Source organism: Streptomyces sp. NPDC111802 (assembly GCF_055634335.1).
The window spans coordinates 138,048-152,913 of sequence record NZ_JBVKCZ010000017.1; the positions used below are offsets into that span (position 1 = coordinate 138,048).

The window sequence follows — 14,866 nt, forward strand, 5'->3', positions numbered from 1 at the left end:
GATGTGCCGACCCCCGACATCCCCCCGTTCGGCTTGCTACCGGTGAGTAGCACCATAGCAACACCACCAGGTTCGACGAGCCGAACAAATGTAAACCCTACGTGTCCAAAGTGAGTTGGCGCAGCGGGGGTCCGACCTCCAGGCAGGCGAAAGCCCGGACACTCTCGGCGTTGCCGGTGTCCGGGCCGGGGGAACGGGCTTGACTCAGCCTTCGCTCAGGCGCTTGCGCAGCAGCGTCTTGCCCAGTTCGGCACCCTTGCGGCTGTCGGCCTGGGCCTTGCGGAACAGGTCGGCCACCTCGGTGTCCTTGGCGCGCTCCGCGTCCTCGATGTAGGTCTCCAGCCGCAGCGCGTTGTTCAGGCACGCCTCGACGTACCAGATCAGGTTGTAGTCCTTGTCCTGCGTACCGGTGACGCCGCCGGTCTCCGTGCCGCTGGTCATGCGGGCCTCCTCCCAACGTTCTCGTTCCTGACCTGGCCCGAGTACCCGTAGTCCGACCTGGTACACGACGCCGAGGCGGTCATTCCCGCACCCGGGCCGGCACTCGCGGACATCCCCCGGTCGACGCCAACTCGGCCTCCCCGGACGGCAATTCAGACAGTTCTCGCAGAAGCGAGCAGAGTCCCTTCACTTTCGAAGCGAAGTATCCGTGGACCGTGCGAGATCGATCGATGACGGTGTGTACTGTGCTGCGAGCGGCTCGCCCGACGGCCCTCGGAGCCAGCCCTGCCCGACTGCCCCGAACCGACCTCTGGAAACCGACTCGATGATCGAATTACCGGACCTGGCCACCGGCGGTCTCGCCGTCGGCATGGTGTCCGCACTCGCCCTGGGCGGCGGGCTGTTGCGCGCAGAGCGGCAACTGGCGCGCCGCCGCGCCGAGATCGCCGCTCTGCGTCGGCAACTCGACGGCGCGGTGAACGCGTTCACGGCCGAGATCGAGCATCTGGCGACTCAGCGTGTCCCGGCCACCGCCCAGCAGCTCGCCCATCCGCATGTCCCGGTGCCGGGTCCGCTGCATCCGCAGACCGCGGCGTCACCGCTGGGCAGCGCACTGGAGCACGTCCTGACCGGGCTGCGCACCGAGTTGGCCGGGCAGCGCACACGGATCGACGCGGCGGCGCAGGCCGGCATGCGCGGAGCGACACGCGAGATCCAGGCGGCCCTGTACCGCCTCCAGGACGCCTTGCGCGGGCTTCAACAGAAATACGACGACCCCGAGTTGGCGCAAACGCTGTTCCAACTGGATCACGAGAACGAGCAGTCACTGCGGCGGGCGCAGGTCGCGGCCGTGGTGTGCGGAGCCTGGGTGGGGCTCGCCCGCGAGGAGTCGCACCTGGTGGACGCGGTGACCGGCGGCCAGGCCCGGCTCTCGGGCTACCACCGGGTCCGGATCAACAACCACCTCACCGCGGGCACCGGACTGGTGTCCCACGCCGTGGAGCCCGTCGCGATCATCGTCGCCGAGCTCCTCGACAACGCCCTGCGGCACTCCGCGCCGGACACCGACGTCGTGGTCAACCTGGAGCACGTCCATCACGGCGTCTGCGTCACGGTCGACGACGCGGGCCTGGGCATGACCCAGGACGAACGCGCCCGCGCACAGCGGTTGGTGGCGGGCTCCGAGCCGATTCTGCTGACCGAGCTGGGTGATCCACCGCGTATGGGCCTCGCCGCGATCGGGCAGCTCACCAGGCAGTTCGATCTGGGCGTGGACCTGTCCTCGCCGTCGCCGTACGGCGGGGTGCGGGCGGTGCTGCGGGTCGACAGCCACCTGCTCAGCCGCATCGACCCCGACGAGCGACCGCCCTCGGCCAGCGCAGCGCGCTCCACGCGCCCGGCTTCCCGCGACGAGACGCCCGGCCCCGGCATGTCCCGGATCAGAGCGTCCGACGACCGGGTCAGAGCCTCCGGCGAGTCCCCCGACGAGCCGTCCGTCGCCTCCGGAAGCGAGGCATCCGTAGCCTCCCCACCCGAGGCGTCCGGCAGCTCGCACGGATACGGGTCCGACCATGCCGACGACACCTCCGGCACCGCGTCCGGGCACCACGCGCCACGGGACACCGGCGGCCTGCCACAGCGCCGGCGCCGACCGCGGGTGACCGAGGCGTCCGGCGACACTCCGGCACCCCGGCCCGCGACACGCCGCCCGGAGCAGGCCGCCGCGGCGCTCGGCGCGCTGCAGGCCGGTACCGCGGCGGCCCGGTCGGCGTCCGGCGAGCCCACGGGGGACGACGCCTCCACCGCCGTACCGGAATCCGCGCGAGCGGCACGGCAGCGAGCGGAAGCCCCCGCTCACGACCCCGACCAAGCCGACCAAGACCGCGACCACGACCACGACCACGACCACGAAGGGGGCACGGCCCGATGACCAGCCGCGATGCGGGGGACACCGCATGGGTGCTCGATCCGATCGTGCAGGTGCCGCATGTGGTGGCCGCCGTACTGCTCACCCGGGACGGGCTGGTGACCGGGTACACGGACGCGCTCAGCCGGCCCTCGGCGGAGCGGGTGGCCGCGATCACCGGCACCGTGCAGGGGGCGTGCCGTACGGCCGCGGCGGCGTTCGCCGACCGGGATGGCGCCGAGGTGCGGCAGGTCGTCATCGAGTCGGACCACGGGTACGTGCTGATCGTGCCGACGGACCACGGCACCTGTGTGGCCGCCTACGGGGACGAGGAGGTGCGCCTGGATCTGCTCGCGCACCGCGTGCACTCGCAGGTGGCGCGGCTGGGTGAGAAGGCGATGGCCGCCGCGCCCCGAGGTGCCGACGGCGGCGCGTCGGCATGACCGGGCGCCGCGGAGGCCGCCCCCTGGTTCCCGCGTATCTGTCGACCGGCGGAGTGGCCCGGCCCAGCCGGCCCCAGCTGGAGCGGCTGTCGGTGCTCAGGAGTACCGGTACGCCCGCGCCCGACGGTCTGCCCGCCGCCCAACTCGCCCTGCTGGACGCCCTGGACGGCGGTTCGCTGACGGTGGTGGAGGCCGCCGCGCTGCTACGGCTGCCGGTGTCCGCCGTGCGCGTCCTGGCCGGCGAACTCATCGACCGGGACCTGGCGTCGGCCCGCCCGCCGATCCCGCCCGCCGAACGCTTCGCCCCCGACCTGCTGGAAAGAGTGGCCGATGGCCTTCGCGCCCTCAAGCGCACCTAGCGCTCCCCCGGGCCCGTCCGGGGACGTCCACCTGCCCGACACCGCCCGCGACCTGGTCAAGATCCTGGTCACCGGTCCCTTCGGCGTGGGCAAGACGACCCTGATCGGTTCCGTCTCCGAGATCCGCCCGCTGCACACCGAGGAGCCGATCAGCGAGGCGTCCGCGCCGCTGGACGATCTGGCCGGGGTGCGGGACAAGTCGACGACCACCGTCGCCGTCGACTTCGGCCGGATCAGCCTGGCCGGCGGGGTCGTGCTGTATCTGTTCGGCACACCGGGGCAGGAACGGTTCCGGGCGCTGTGGGACGACATCGCGTACGGCGCGCTGGGTGCCCTCGTGCTGGTCGACAGCCGTCGGATCGATGCGTCGTTCGATGTGCTGGGGCTGGTGGAGGAGTCGGGGCTGCCGTACGCAGTCGCCCTCAACGCCTTCCCGGACGCGCCCCGGCACCACACCGAGGAACAGTTGCGCGCCGCCCTTGACCTGGAGGCGGGCACGCCGATGGTGACGTGTGACGCAAGGGACGCCGACAGTTCCGTCGACGCGCTGCTCGCGCTGGTCCAGCACCTGATCGACCGTCACGCTCCGGAGGGCCGTTGACCACCCACTCCCCCGACCGACAGGCCTTCTCCCGCTCGGCGCCCGTGCGGCTGTGGGAGGACGGCTTCGCACTGGACCCGTACCGCTACTACGACGCCCTGCGCGCCCAGGGCCCGGTCGGCTGGGCCGAGTTGGCGCCGGGCGTGCCCGCGTATGTCGTCACCGAGCGGCGGGCGGCGCTGGATCTGCTGCACGACACGGACACGTTCTCGCACGACCCGCGCCCGTGGGAGGCCACGGTCGCCGACGACTCGCCGGTCCTCGGCATGATGCGCTGGCGGCCGAACACGCTGTTCGCCGACGGCTCGGCCCATGTCCGGTATCGCACCACGCTGATCGACACCTTCGACCGGATCGAGCCGCACGACCTGCGGGCCCGGGTGCACCGGGCGGTGCGAGTGCTGGTGGGCCGGTTCGGGCCCAACGGCGAGGCCGATCTGGTGGCCGAGTTCGCCCGACCGCTGATGGCGCTGGTGTTCAACAGCCTCTTCGGGATGCCCGACAGCCAGAGCGACCGGCTCAACGCCGCGCTCGGCAAGATGATGGAGGGCGGCGCCGAAGCAGCCGAGGGCGAGGCGGAGTTCGGCGGCTACGTACTGGAGCTGATCGCGGCCAAGTCGGAGCGGCGGGGCGAGGACCTGCCGAGCCGGCTGCTGGACCACCCCGCCGGGCTCACCCCCGAGGAGGTCACCTGGCAGGTGTTCCTCACCCTCGGCGCCGGGCACGAGCCGACGGCGAACCTGGTGTCGAACGCGCTGTCCCGCGTCCTCGGCAACCCGCTGTACTACTCCACTCTCACCAGCGGGGCCAGACCGGTCACGGACGCGGTGGTGGAGGTGCTCCACCATGAGACACCGCTGGCCAACTACGGCATCCACTACGCGCGCAGCCCGGTGTCCTTCCATGGCACCTGGATCAGGGCCGCGGTGCCGGTGGTGGTCTCGTACGGGGCGCTCGCGCACTTCGCCGAGCGTGAGGTCACCAGTGATGGCCACCCCCGGGACGCCTCGCACCTGTCGTGGTCGGCGGGCCCGCACGCCTGCCCGGTGCGGCAGCACACGCTGCTCATCGCCACCGAGGCGATCGAGCGGCTCACCCAGTGGCTGCCCGATCTGGAGCCGGTGCTGCCCCGGGCGCGTCTGACCTGGCGGCCCGGCCCCTTCCACCGCTCGCTGACCTCGCTGCCCGTCCGGTTCAGCCCTCGCTCCCCCGACCAGCCAGGAGTTCCGCAGTGACCCTGACCGACCGTATCGACCGCTTCGCCATCGACCCGTTCGGCGCCGACATCCCCGCCGAGAGCGCCCGACTGCGCGCCCTCGGCCCGATCGTGCCCGTGGAACTGCCCGGCGGCATCCCCGCGTGGGCGCCCACGGGCTACGACACGCTCAAGGAACTCATCCTCGACCCCCGGGTCAGCAAGGATCCCCGGCGGCACTGGCGGCTGTGGCCGGAGATCGGCGAACACCCCTCCTGGGGCTGGATCCTGGGCTGGGTGGGTGTGGTCAACATGCTCTCCACGTACGGCGCCGACCACACGCGGCTGCGCAAGCTGGTCGCGCCGAGCTTCACCCAGCGGCGCACGGAGATGATGCGACCGCGTGTGGAGGCGATCACCGCCGAGCTGCTCGACACGCTCGACAAGGGCGACGCGGAGGTCGATCTCAAGGCCGGGCTCGCACATCCCCTGCCGATGCGGATGATCTGCGAACTCTTCGGTGTCCCCGACGAGTTGCAGGAGGCGACGGCAACCCTCATCGCGGCGATCATGGACACCTCCGACCCGAGTCCGGAGCACGCCGCGTTCGTGCAGGAGCAGATCGGTACGGTGTTGCCCGCGCTGATCGCCCACCGCAGCGAGCATCCCGGGGACGATCTGACGACCGAGCTGATCCGGGTGCGCGACGAGGACGGCGACCGGCTCAGCGACGAGGAGTTGCTGTACACCCTGCTGCTGGTGATCGGTGCCGGGTTCGAGACGACGGTCAATCTGATCGGCAACGCGGTCGTCGCCCTGCTGTCCCATCCCGAGCAGCTGGCCGCCGTACGGTCCGGGGAGATCGGCTGGGACGCGGTGATCGACGAGACGCTGCGGGTGCACCCGTCGATCGCGGCGCTGCCTCTGCGGTTCGCGGTCAGCGACATCGAGGTCGGGGACGTGACCATCGCGGCCGGCGACGCCATCATCACCACGTTCGCCGCCGCGGGGGTGGATCCCGCGCACTACGGCCCGGACGCGGACGCCTTCGACGCCTCGCGCGGGGCCGACGACCATCTGGCGTTCGGGATCGGGGTGCACCGGTGCATCGGCGCGCCGCTGGCCCGCGTCGAGGCCCTGACGGTACTGCCGGCGCTCTTCGACCGCTTCCCCGGCCTGGAGCTGGCCGTCGGGACGGACGAGCTGCGTCAGGTGCCGTCGTTCATCGCGTTCGGCTGGCAGGAGATCCCGGTGCGGCTGCGGGGGTGAGGCGCTCTGGGCGCGGGAACGCGACCGGTCCCCCGTTCCGGTCGTGTCCCCGCGGGGAGTCGAACTTACGTCTGCGAAGGCGGCATTGGGTATCGCGTCGATGCCCACTGTGCCGCCTTTAGGACTCACCCGTGCACAGCTGAGTCCTAAAGGCCCGGTTTCGCCGCGTGCAGGGCGGGCTGATCGAGGTCGCCCAGCGCGAGATGGGCCAGGACGACCTCGTACAGGTCGGTGCCGCCGGCCAGCAGCCGGCGTTCGAGGACGGGTTCCGCGCTGCGGACGTGCTCGCGGACGGTTTGGGCGTGCACACCGAGGGTCTGCGCCGTCCGTTCGGCGTTTCCGCCCGCGGTGATCCACGTCCGCAGGGTACGGCGCAGATCCCGGGTGTCCCGGTTCAGACGGGCGAGGAGGTCCTGCGCCCAGGTGCGCATGGCGGGCCCGGACAGCAGGTCGCCCAGCGAGCCGGGTGCCGCTTCCCGGGTGCCGGTGTCGGCCGGCGCGTCCGCCAGGCCCACCTGGATGTTGAGCGCGAGGTGGACGACGGCGCGGGCGGTCAGGTCGGCGAAGTCCGTGCGCAGCAGGGACTCCACGCGTTCCATCCGGGCGCGGACGGTGTTGCGGCTGACGCCGAGGATCTTGGCCGCGTTCACGGCGGTGAACTCAAGGCCCAGCCGGGTGGTGGCGAGCAGTTCGGCACGGGTGTGGTGCGGCAGGGTGTCGAGCGGGCGCAGCAGCCCGTCGGTCCAGTCGCGCAGGGCCGCCGGGTCGATGAGCCGCTCGGGGTGGGTGCGTTCGGCGTAGACCGCGGCCTTGTCGGGGCGGAAGTGCGCGACGGCGAGGGCGCTCACGGCCTGTCCGTACGCGGTGGCGGTGCGGGCCAGGCTGTGCCGGGCGCTGCCGCCGAGGAAGGTGCGGGGGCGCGGGCCGATCAGCGCCCGCAGTTCCCGGGCCTCGGCCTCGCCGGGTGTCACGACGATCACGTGCTCGTCGACCGCCGGGCAGAGCACGACGAGCGCCCGCTCGCCGGTCGCGTCGATGCATTCGTCGGCGAGCCGTTCGCGCTCCTCGACGGTGCCCTCGACCACGTGGACGGACGCGGTGTCCGTGTCCAGCAGGCCGGGCCACAGTCCCGCGGCGACGCGGCGTGCCGAGACGGTGTCCTCCACCATCAGCAGCTGAAGGATCGCCAGCCGCAGATCGGACGTGGCCTGTTCGAGCCGGAGGCCGGCGGCGGTCGTCTCGCCCGCCCTGAGCAGGAGTTCGATGACCTGGACGGTGTGCGTGACGATGTCGGCGGCGCGGCGGTCGAAGGGGGTCTCGCGCGACACGGCGAGGACGCCCGCCGTCGAGGTGGTCGGATACGTCACCCTGACCAGCCGCAGATGACGGCCCTGGCCCTCCCAGGCGGCGGAGGCGATCCGGCCGGCGGCCACGGCCTCGACGAGTTGGTCGTCCAGCGGCTGCGGGGTGCCGGCGAGGTGGGTGCCGGTGTCGTCCTGAAGCGAGGCGATGCCCCGCACCGCGTCCGCGAGCCAGTCGACGACCTGGCGCACGTCCCGCCCGTTCGGCCGCAGATGCTCCAGCAACTCCTCCGCCCACGCCGAGCCGTCGACGCTCCTTCCCCCTGCCCGACGGCTCCCGTCCTCTCTCCCAGCCACGTCGGCCTTCACCTCGTCCTGCACTGTTCCACGACGTACCGGTCGGGGACGTTACCTCACGTTTCCGTGATGGTGGGGTGGGCGGACGGCGACTCGAACGTCCGGACGCCGGGTCCGCCGACGCGGGTGGGGTCGAAGACGTACCCCTGGTGGTTCCAGTCGGCCGAGTACAGTCGTCGCCGGGGCGGGCCGAGGCGCGCAGGCCACGTTCGACGATCCTCTGCACTAGCCGGACCGGGTGGTCGTCCGGCCCTCGACAGCGCACCCACCTCGCGTCGCCCCCTCCACCGCCTGAGCGTAGTCATTCTGCTGCCGGTCGCGCCGCGCTCACCAGCGGTTTATCTGTCCGCCACGCCCTGCTCCCGGGCCCTGCCCGCCCCCGCCTGCGCCACCACCGGGCGTCCAGGGCATAGGCTCGTCGAATGGCGAAGTACTTCGACGTGCACCCCGACAATCCTCAGCCGCGCACCATTAGCCAGGTCGCCGACAGCGTCCGCTCCGGTGCGTTGATCGCGTATCCGACGGACTCCTGCTACGCGCTGGGCTGCCGGCTGGGCAGCCGTGACGGCATCGACCGGATCCGGACCATTCGCCGTCTGGACGACCGGCACCATTTCACCCTGGTCTGCCAGGACTTCGCGCAGCTAGGCCAGTTCGTGCACGTCGACAACGACGTGTTCCGCGCGATCAAGGCGTCCACGCCCGGCAGCTACACGTTCATCCTGCCCGCCACGAGGGAGGTGCCGCGCATGCTCCAGCATCCGAAGAAGAAGACCGTGGGCGTGCGCATCCCCGACCACATCGTCACCCAGGCGCTGCTCACCGAGCTCGGGGAGCCGCTGCTGTCCAGCACGCTGCTGCTGCCCGACGAGGACGAGCCGATGACCCAGGGCTGGGAGATCAAGGACCGGCTCGATCATGTGCTGGACGCGGTGGTCGACTCCGGGGACTGCGGCACCGAGCCGACGACGGTGATCGACTTCTCGTCCGGTGAGGCCGAGATCGTGCGCAAGGGAGCAGGCGACACGTCCCGGTTCGAGTAAAGCCGTCTCCAAGTGGGAGGGGGTGGCGCGGCCCGAATGGATGGTACGTGCAACCATGCGTGCGGCCCGATTCCGCCGGGCCGGCGACCTGTTTCGCCGTGGACTGCGCAGAGAGGGAACCCCCCATGACCTCCGTACAGGGAACAGACGTTGACGTCCCGACCGAGGACGGCGTAGCGGACGCCTATCTGGCCAGTCCGGGCGACGGCCTGCCCCGGCCGGGCGTCCTCCTGTACCAGGACGCCTTCGGGCTGCGTCCCCATCTGCGGTCGATGGCCGACCGGCTGGCGGAGGCGGGTTACACGGTCCTGGTGCCGAACGTCTTCTACCGGCACGGGCGCAGTCCGGTCTTCGACCTGCCCGAGTTCATCGACCCCGCCGCGCGCCCGGAGCTGTGGGAGAAGATCGTGCCGGTCCTGCAGTCCCTGACGCCGGAGCTCGCGATGCGGGACGCCGGTGCCTATCTGCGGTGGATGGCCGAGCGGCCCGAGTTCGCCGACGGGCCGGTCGCCCTCACCGGTTACTGCATGGGCGCCCGGCTCGCCCTGCGCACCGCCGGTGCCTACCCCGACCGGGTGGCCGCCGCGGCCGGTTTCCACGGCGGGCAACTGGCGACCGACGCGCCGGACAGCCCGCACCTGGTCGCCGAACACGTCACGGCGGAGCTGTACTTCGGGCACGCCGACGCGGACGACTCGATGCCGCCCGAGCAGATGGAGCGCCTCGCCGCCGCGCTGACCGCGGCCGGGGTCCGCCACCAGTACGAGGTGTACGAGGGCGCGCACCACGGTTACACACAGGCCGACACCTCGGCGTACGACCACGGCGCCGACGAGCGGCACTGGGAGGCGCTGCTCGATCTGCTGAAGCGGACGTTCTGAGCCTCGGGGGTCCGGTCCGACCGACAGACTTCTCCATGGGCGTGATACCCATGGAGAGGGAACTCAGCGAGGCAGGACGTTCAAGCGGACAGGGAGGGCACTGCGATCGCAGCGGCCCAGCAACGAGCGCAGCACACCAGAACCGATGCCGCTGCCCTGGCCGAACTGGAGGATGGCGCTGCGGCAGTTCGTCGAGGTGAATGCGATGTGCGGCTGAGCGGCCGCCCGGTTTCACGCGGTTTCGTTGTCGGCCGCCGGTCCGCGGGACACCTCGGTGGCCGTCGCCCGGCGCAGTGAGTCGAGTGCGCGGGCCGATTCCGAGCCCGGCTCGGCGTGGTAGATCGCCAGGATCTGGCCGCCGGAGTCGGTGATCGGCAGTTTCTCCCGGCGCAGCTCCAGCATGCCGACCTGCGGGTGGCGCAGCCGCATCGTTCCGCCGGTCAGCGGGCTGACGTCGTGCCGGGCCCACAGCCGCCGGAACGTGTCGCTGGCCAGCGACAGCTCGCCGACCAACTGGACGATCCGCGGGTCGTCGACTTCGCTGCCCACGGAGGTGCGGAACCCGGCGACCATGCCCCTGACCCCCTGCTCCCATTCCGGGTAGAGCTCCCGTTCGGCGGGGTCGAGGAGGATCGCGCGCAGCCGGTTGACCCCGAGCCGGATGTTGGGTGACACGGCGGTGGCCAGCGGGTTCGCGGCGAGCACCTCGAACGTCCGGCTCTCCACGAACGCCGGCAGGTTGATCGCGTCGAGGAGCTGCCGGATCCCGGCCGGCACGACCTCGCGGCGCGGTCGCCGGGGCCTGGCCGGGCGGGCCGTGGACAGGCTCAGCAGGTGCTGGGTGGCGGCCGCGTCCAGCCGGAACACCCTTGCCAGGGCCTCCAGTACCTGCGGGGACGGGTTGCGGTCGCGGCCCTGCTCCAGGCGGAGGTAGTAGTCGGCGCTGATCCCGGCGACGGTGGCGACCTCCTCGCGGCGCAGCCCCGGGGTGCGGCGTACGCCGACGACCGGCAGTCCCACGTCAGCCGGGTCGGTCAGTTCTCGGCGCGCCCGAAGGTACTCGCCAAGCGCGTTCGGCCTGCTCATGCCTTCGATCCTACGAGCGCCGGCAGCACGGTTCCTGGTCCTGTCGCTCCCAGGATGAACGGGGCTCAGGCTGTGCGCGCGGCGGCCTCGTAGCGTCGGATCAGCTCCCGGACACGCCGGCGAGCGGAAAGGGAACATGACTGTCAACGAGCTTCCCGGCGGCACCTATCGCGTGGGCGACCTCACCCTCACCCGGTTCGGCTACGGCGCCATGCAGCTGGCCGGCCCCGGCGTGTTCGGGCCGCCCGAGGACCGGGGCGCCGCCGTCGCCGTACTGCGCACGGCCGTCGAGAGGGGCATCCGGCACATCGACACGGCCGACTTCTACGGCCCGTACGTCACCAACGAGATCATCCGGGAGGCGCTCGCGCCGTACCCTGACGACCTGCACATCGTCACCAAGGTAGGCACACGCCGCGACGAGCGGGGCGGATGGCTTCCCGCCCGTACACCGGACGAGCTGGTGCAACAGGTCCACGACAACCTGCGGCGGCTCGGCCTCGACGCGCTCGACGTGGTGAACCTGCGGGTCGGCGGCTTCGACTCGCCCGAACCGGGGTCGATCGCCGCGCAGTTCGGCGCGCTCGCCGAGCTGCGCGATCAGGGGCTGATCCGTCACCTCGGGCTGAGCACGGTCAACGCGGAGCAGCTCGCCGAGGCCCAGTCGATCGCGCCCGTCGTGTGTGTGCAGAACCTCTACAACATCGCCAACCGGCAGGACGACGCACTGGTCGACAGCACGGCTCGGCAAGGCATCGCGTATGTGCCGTACTGGCCGCTGGGCGGCATGTCGCCCCTTCAGTCGGACACACTGCACAAGGTCGCCGCGCGTCTGGACAGCACCCCGATGTCCGTCGCACTCGCCTGGCTGCTGCGACGCTCGCCGAACCTGCTGCTCATTCCCGGCACGTCCTCGACGGAGCACCTGCGCGAGAACATCGCCGGCGCCGCGCTGGAACTGCCCGCCGACGCGCTCGCCGAGCTGGATGCCCTCGGCGAGGAGAAGTAGCCTCCTACGGCTGTCACGTTCGCCGGCTCGCCGGTGTCTTCATGTCGAACTCGCAGACATACAAGGAGGACACCATGGCGCTTCGCCTCCCGAAGGCCGAACTCCCCGTCGAACTCAAGGAGAACATGGTCAAGCAGCTCGGGGCGGTGCCCGAGAACGTCGAGGTGGTGTGGCACAGCCCCGAGGTCGCCCAGGCCAACCTGGAGTTCGGCGGCAAGGTGGGTGTGTGGAAGGCGGCGGACGCGAGCCTGAAGTCGTTCGCGCACATGGCCGTCGCCGCTCAGGTCCTGGCAGGCCGTCAACCGTCTGCGGTCGCTGGCGCGCAGCCGCGAGGACTACGTCGGCGAATGGCTGCCGGAGCCGCTGCTGACCAGCCCCGACGTCGCCGAGGACGTCGAACTCGCGGAGAGCGTCTCCATCGCCATGCTGACCGTGCTGGAGACGCTCGGGCCCGTGGAACAAGCCGTGTTCGTGCTCCGCGAGGTCTTCGACCTGCCGCACGGAGAGGTCGCCGAGGCCGTCCGTAGATCCGCGCCCGCGGTGCGGCAGATCGCACGGCGGGCCCGCGAGCACGTGGCGGCCCGGCGGCCCCGGATGCGGGTGAGCCGGGCGGAGCAACAGGCCGTGGTCGAGGGGTTCCTGGCAGCACTGCGCACCGGGCGCTCGCAGGACCTGATGGAGGTCATGGCGCCCGTCGTGGTCCTGATCGCCGACGGCGGCGGGCTGGCGGCCGCGGCACGGGCTCCGGTCCACGGGGCCAAGGTCGTGGCGACGTTGCTGGCGCGTTCGGAGCGTACCGCGTTCGATGCGACGGCTGTGTGGCTCAACGGCGCGCCCGCGGCCCGGTCGAGACCGGTGGCAGGTCGGCCGCGGTGAGCCTCGTGGTGGAGAACGGCCGGGTGACCCGCATCTACGCGACCGCGAACCCGCGCAAGCTGACACGGCTGGACGAGTTGGTCGAGTTCACCAGGTGATCCGCAGCCGGTTTCGTGTGCGGTGCACCCGCTCGGGTCAGGCATGGACGCCGGACGCGAGGCCGGTCAGGGCGTGAGCAGCCGGTCCTGCTCCACCGGCGGTGTGCCGTCGTGCCAGTCCAGTGCCTTGCCGAAGCGGATCAACTCGCCGTAGAGGGAGGGGTCGACATGCTCGGCGAAGATCAGGTCGAGCACCGCGCGGGCGGCGTCGGACGGGGACTGGGCGTGGTCGTAGTCGCTGAACCAGGGGCGGGAGGTGGCGGTGTCGACCATGCCGGGGCAGACGGAGGCGATCAGGGTGTCGGTGGCCAGGTCATGGTCACGGAGTTCGGCGGCGACCGCGCGGACGGCGGCGACCTGGGCGACCTTCGAGGGCACGTTCAGCCAGCGCGGCCAGCCCGCCTCGGCGGCGGTGCGGTGGTGGATGGCGCCGCGCCAGGACTCGACGGCGTACTCGACCTGGTCGAGGCTCGCGCCGTCGAAGAGCTGGTGCAGCCGTGGGTCGAGGTGGCCGAGGGTGCCCAGGCTGCTGGCCACGACGAGCAGTCGGCCGCCCGGGCGCAGGACGGGGCCGAAGGAGCGCAGGATCGCGTGGGTGGCGGTGTTGGAGACGTCGATGAACTCGTCGGCCCGTTCCGCCTGAGACTCCTCGGGCAGCACGCGGGCGACCGCGTTGGAGACGACGACGTCGGCCCCGCCGTACCGGGCCTTGAGGTCCGCGGCGAGGCGCACGATGGCGTCGGTGTCCGTGACGTCCAGGGCCCGGCCCTCGACACGGGCGCGCGTGCCGTCCATGTGGGCCACCGCGTGGGCGGCGTCCGTCACGCGCTGGTGGTTGCGACCCGTGAGCAGGACCAGGTCGTCCGGGTGCATGCGGGCCGCCAGTCCTTCGACGAGGGCACGGCCGAGTCCTTGGTTGGCGCCGGTCACGAGGGCGATGCGTGAAGCGTTCATGCCTGCCACGCTAGGAACGCCACGTCCATGAGTCCAACGAAAGTCATGCACGGTTAGTATGCGTAATCGTCATGGACTTCAACGATGTGTCGCTGACCGCGCTGCGGGTCTTCCGCGCCGTGGCCGAGCAGGGAACCTTCACCGCGGCCGCCGCGTCGCTGGGCTACACGCAGTCGGCGGTCTCGCGGCAGATCGCCGCGATCGAGCGGGCGGCGGGCGCGGAACTGCTGGAGCGGCGCCGCGACGGCGTACGGCTCACCACGGCCGGCCGGATCGTCATGCGCCGCGCGGCGACCGTGCTCGATGAGATCGACGCGGCCGCCCGGGAGCTGTCCGGCCTGCCCGACCAGGCCGGCACCGTTCGTCTGGGGTGGTTCCCCAGCGCCGGCGCCGTCCTGGTCCCCAGAGCTCTGACGGCGCTGCGCCGGACCCACCCCGGCCTGCGCGTCGTCGGCCGTGAGGCCAGCACGCCGGCGCTGGTGCGCGCCCTGCGGGCCGGCAGCCTCGATCTGGCGCTGCTCGGGTCGGCACCGCCGTTCCGGGCCCCGGACACCGAGTCGCCGCCGCTCGAGCTGCGGACGCTCACCGAACGCCCCCTGTGTCTTGCGGTGCCCCTCGCCCATCCGCTGGCCCGCGGCGACTTCGTCGACGTGGCCGACCTGCGCGGTCAGCGGTGGATCGCCGGTTCCGCGTCCGGGGAGGACGGGCTGATGGGCGTGTGGCCGGGTTTGGACGAGCGGCCCGAGATCGCCCACACGGTCCGCGACTGGCTGGCCAAGCTGCATCTCGTCGCCGCGGGCTGCGGGCTGACGACCGTGCCGGCCGCCCTCGCCTCCGCCGCACCGGAGGGTGTCCGCGTCCTCCCCGTCCGCGGCGGACCCCAGGAGCAGCGGCGCCTGCTGCTGGCTCGTCTACCGCACCCGCCGACCGAGCCGGTCGCCGGGGTGGCCGCCGCCCTGCGCGCCGCGGCACTCGACGTGGACACGCCCGCCCTGCCCTCCTGACCGAGGAGACGGGGCCGTCGAACGATGTGCGGCACCAGTGACG

At 71.9% G+C, this 14,866-nt stretch carries 14 protein-coding genes and 2 pseudogenes; 12 read left to right on the forward strand and 4 right to left on the reverse strand.

Features of this window, described 5'->3' with window-relative positions; all coding sequences use genetic code 11:
- Window positions 1–204 precede the first annotated feature (204 nt).
- Complete coding sequence (locus tag ACZ7NC_RS20630; protein WP_471490146.1) at window positions 205–441, reverse strand: hypothetical protein; 237 nt, start codon at window positions 439–441, stop codon at window positions 205–207.
- A 325-nt stretch (window positions 442–766) separates the two neighbouring features.
- Here ACZ7NC_RS20630 and ACZ7NC_RS20635 point away from each other — a divergent pair, with 325 nt between their 5' ends.
- Genes ACZ7NC_RS20635 through ACZ7NC_RS20660 form a run of 6 tightly spaced genes read left to right on the forward strand, consistent with a single transcriptional unit; the run spans window position 767 to window position 6,214 of the window.
- On the forward strand, window positions 767–2,371 hold the full coding sequence (locus ACZ7NC_RS20635) for an ATP-binding protein (protein WP_471490148.1): 1,605 nt from the start codon (window positions 767–769) through the stop codon (window positions 2,369–2,371).
- Window positions 2,368–2,790 carry a roadblock/LC7 domain-containing protein gene (locus ACZ7NC_RS20640; protein WP_471490149.1) on the forward strand — a complete coding sequence of 141 codons (423 nt, stop codon included), beginning with the start codon at window positions 2,368–2,370 and terminating at the stop codon, window positions 2,788–2,790. The genes ACZ7NC_RS20635 and ACZ7NC_RS20640 overlap by 4 nt, the downstream gene beginning before the upstream one ends.
- Window positions 2,787–3,149: a DUF742 domain-containing protein gene (locus ACZ7NC_RS20645; protein ID WP_471490151.1), complete on the forward strand. Its 363-nt coding sequence runs from the start codon at window positions 2,787–2,789 to the stop codon at window positions 3,147–3,149. The genes ACZ7NC_RS20640 and ACZ7NC_RS20645 overlap by 4 nt, the downstream gene beginning before the upstream one ends.
- Window positions 3,121–3,750, forward strand: coding sequence for a GTP-binding protein (locus tag ACZ7NC_RS20650; protein WP_471490153.1), 630 nt, complete (start codon window positions 3,121–3,123; stop codon window positions 3,748–3,750). The genes ACZ7NC_RS20645 and ACZ7NC_RS20650 overlap by 29 nt, the downstream gene beginning before the upstream one ends.
- Window positions 3,747–4,985, forward strand: a complete 1,239-nt coding sequence (locus tag ACZ7NC_RS20655; protein WP_471490154.1) for a cytochrome P450 family protein — start codon at window positions 3,747–3,749, stop codon at window positions 4,983–4,985. Before ACZ7NC_RS20650 ends, ACZ7NC_RS20655 begins: the two co-directional genes overlap by 4 nt.
- Window positions 4,982–6,214, forward strand: a complete 1,233-nt coding sequence (locus tag ACZ7NC_RS20660) for a cytochrome P450 family protein (RefSeq protein WP_471490155.1) — start codon at window positions 4,982–4,984, stop codon at window positions 6,212–6,214. Before ACZ7NC_RS20655 ends, ACZ7NC_RS20660 begins: the two co-directional genes overlap by 4 nt.
- A 146-nt stretch (window positions 6,215–6,360) precedes the next feature.
- Here the strand turns inward: ACZ7NC_RS20660 and ACZ7NC_RS20665 are convergent, their stop codons facing one another.
- Window positions 6,361–7,872, reverse strand: coding sequence for a helix-turn-helix domain-containing protein (locus tag ACZ7NC_RS20665; RefSeq protein WP_471490156.1), 1,512 nt, complete (start codon window positions 7,870–7,872; stop codon window positions 6,361–6,363).
- Between the two features lie 422 nt (window positions 7,873–8,294).
- On the opposite strand from ACZ7NC_RS20665, the gene ACZ7NC_RS20670 reads away from it, so the two are divergent.
- Window positions 8,295–8,915: an L-threonylcarbamoyladenylate synthase gene (locus ACZ7NC_RS20670; protein ID WP_471490158.1), complete on the forward strand. Its 621-nt coding sequence runs from the start codon at window positions 8,295–8,297 to the stop codon at window positions 8,913–8,915.
- A gap of 125 nt (window positions 8,916–9,040) precedes the next feature.
- Complete coding sequence (locus tag ACZ7NC_RS20675; protein WP_471490159.1) at window positions 9,041–9,796, forward strand: dienelactone hydrolase family protein; 756 nt, start codon at window positions 9,041–9,043, stop codon at window positions 9,794–9,796.
- A 231-nt stretch (window positions 9,797–10,027) separates the two neighbouring features.
- On the opposite strand, the gene ACZ7NC_RS20680 is transcribed toward ACZ7NC_RS20675, so the two are convergent.
- Window positions 10,028–10,882 carry a helix-turn-helix transcriptional regulator gene (locus ACZ7NC_RS20680; protein WP_471490160.1) on the reverse strand — a complete coding sequence of 285 codons (855 nt, stop codon included), beginning with the start codon at window positions 10,880–10,882 and terminating at the stop codon, window positions 10,028–10,030.
- 136 nt (window positions 10,883–11,018) lie between these two features.
- Here ACZ7NC_RS20680 and ACZ7NC_RS20685 point away from each other — a divergent pair, with 136 nt between their 5' ends.
- The 3 genes and pseudogenes from ACZ7NC_RS20685 to ACZ7NC_RS20695 form a co-directional block, all read left to right on the forward strand.
- Window positions 11,019–11,891 carry an oxidoreductase gene (locus tag ACZ7NC_RS20685; protein ID WP_471490161.1) on the forward strand — a complete coding sequence of 291 codons (873 nt, stop codon included), beginning with the start codon at window positions 11,019–11,021 and terminating at the stop codon, window positions 11,889–11,891.
- Between the two features lie 74 nt (window positions 11,892–11,965).
- Window positions 11,966–12,178, forward strand: a pseudogene (locus tag ACZ7NC_RS20690) (carboxymuconolactone decarboxylase family protein); the annotation flags it as partial.
- A gap of 4 nt (window positions 12,179–12,182) precedes the next feature.
- A pseudogene (locus tag ACZ7NC_RS20695) lies at window positions 12,183–12,865 on the forward strand (sigma factor-like helix-turn-helix DNA-binding protein); the annotation flags it as partial.
- 66 nt (window positions 12,866–12,931) lie between these two features.
- Here ACZ7NC_RS20695 and ACZ7NC_RS20700 read toward each other — a convergent pair.
- Window positions 12,932–13,819 carry an SDR family NAD(P)-dependent oxidoreductase gene (locus ACZ7NC_RS20700; protein WP_471490163.1) on the reverse strand — a complete coding sequence of 296 codons (888 nt, stop codon included), beginning with the start codon at window positions 13,817–13,819 and terminating at the stop codon, window positions 12,932–12,934.
- Between the two features lie 71 nt (window positions 13,820–13,890).
- Between ACZ7NC_RS20700 and ACZ7NC_RS20705 the strand changes: the two genes are divergently transcribed.
- A complete protein-coding gene (locus ACZ7NC_RS20705; protein WP_471490164.1) occupies window positions 13,891–14,823 on the forward strand; it encodes a LysR family transcriptional regulator in 933 nt (310 codons plus the stop codon).
- Window positions 14,824–14,866 lie beyond the last annotated feature (43 nt).

Excerpts from the sequence above, each read along its gene's own strand:
- ACZ7NC_RS20630 (WP_471490146.1), bottom strand. The coding sequence starts at position 441 with ATGACCAGCGGCACGGAGACCGGCGGCGTCACCGGTACGCAGGACAAG.
- ACZ7NC_RS20635 (WP_471490148.1), top strand. The coding sequence starts at position 767 with ATGATCGAATTACCGGACCTGGCCACCGGCGGTCTCGCCGTCGGCATG.
- ACZ7NC_RS20640 (WP_471490149.1), top strand. The coding sequence starts at position 2,368 with ATGACCAGCCGCGATGCGGGGGACACCGCATGGGTGCTCGATCCGATC.
- ACZ7NC_RS20645 (WP_471490151.1), top strand. The coding sequence starts at position 2,787 with ATGACCGGGCGCCGCGGAGGCCGCCCCCTGGTTCCCGCGTATCTGTCG.
- ACZ7NC_RS20650 (WP_471490153.1), top strand. The coding sequence starts at position 3,121 with ATGGCCTTCGCGCCCTCAAGCGCACCTAGCGCTCCCCCGGGCCCGTCC.
- ACZ7NC_RS20670 (WP_471490158.1), top strand. The coding sequence starts at position 8,295 with ATGGCGAAGTACTTCGACGTGCACCCCGACAATCCTCAGCCGCGCACC.
- ACZ7NC_RS20675 (WP_471490159.1), top strand. The coding sequence starts at position 9,041 with ATGACCTCCGTACAGGGAACAGACGTTGACGTCCCGACCGAGGACGGC.
- ACZ7NC_RS20680 (WP_471490160.1), bottom strand. The coding sequence starts at position 10,882 with ATGAGCAGGCCGAACGCGCTTGGCGAGTACCTTCGGGCGCGCCGAGAA.
- ACZ7NC_RS20685 (WP_471490161.1), top strand. The coding sequence starts at position 11,019 with ATGACTGTCAACGAGCTTCCCGGCGGCACCTATCGCGTGGGCGACCTC.
- ACZ7NC_RS20700 (WP_471490163.1), bottom strand. The coding sequence starts at position 13,819 with ATGAACGCTTCACGCATCGCCCTCGTGACCGGCGCCAACCAAGGACTC.
- ACZ7NC_RS20705 (WP_471490164.1), top strand. The coding sequence starts at position 13,891 with ATGGACTTCAACGATGTGTCGCTGACCGCGCTGCGGGTCTTCCGCGCC.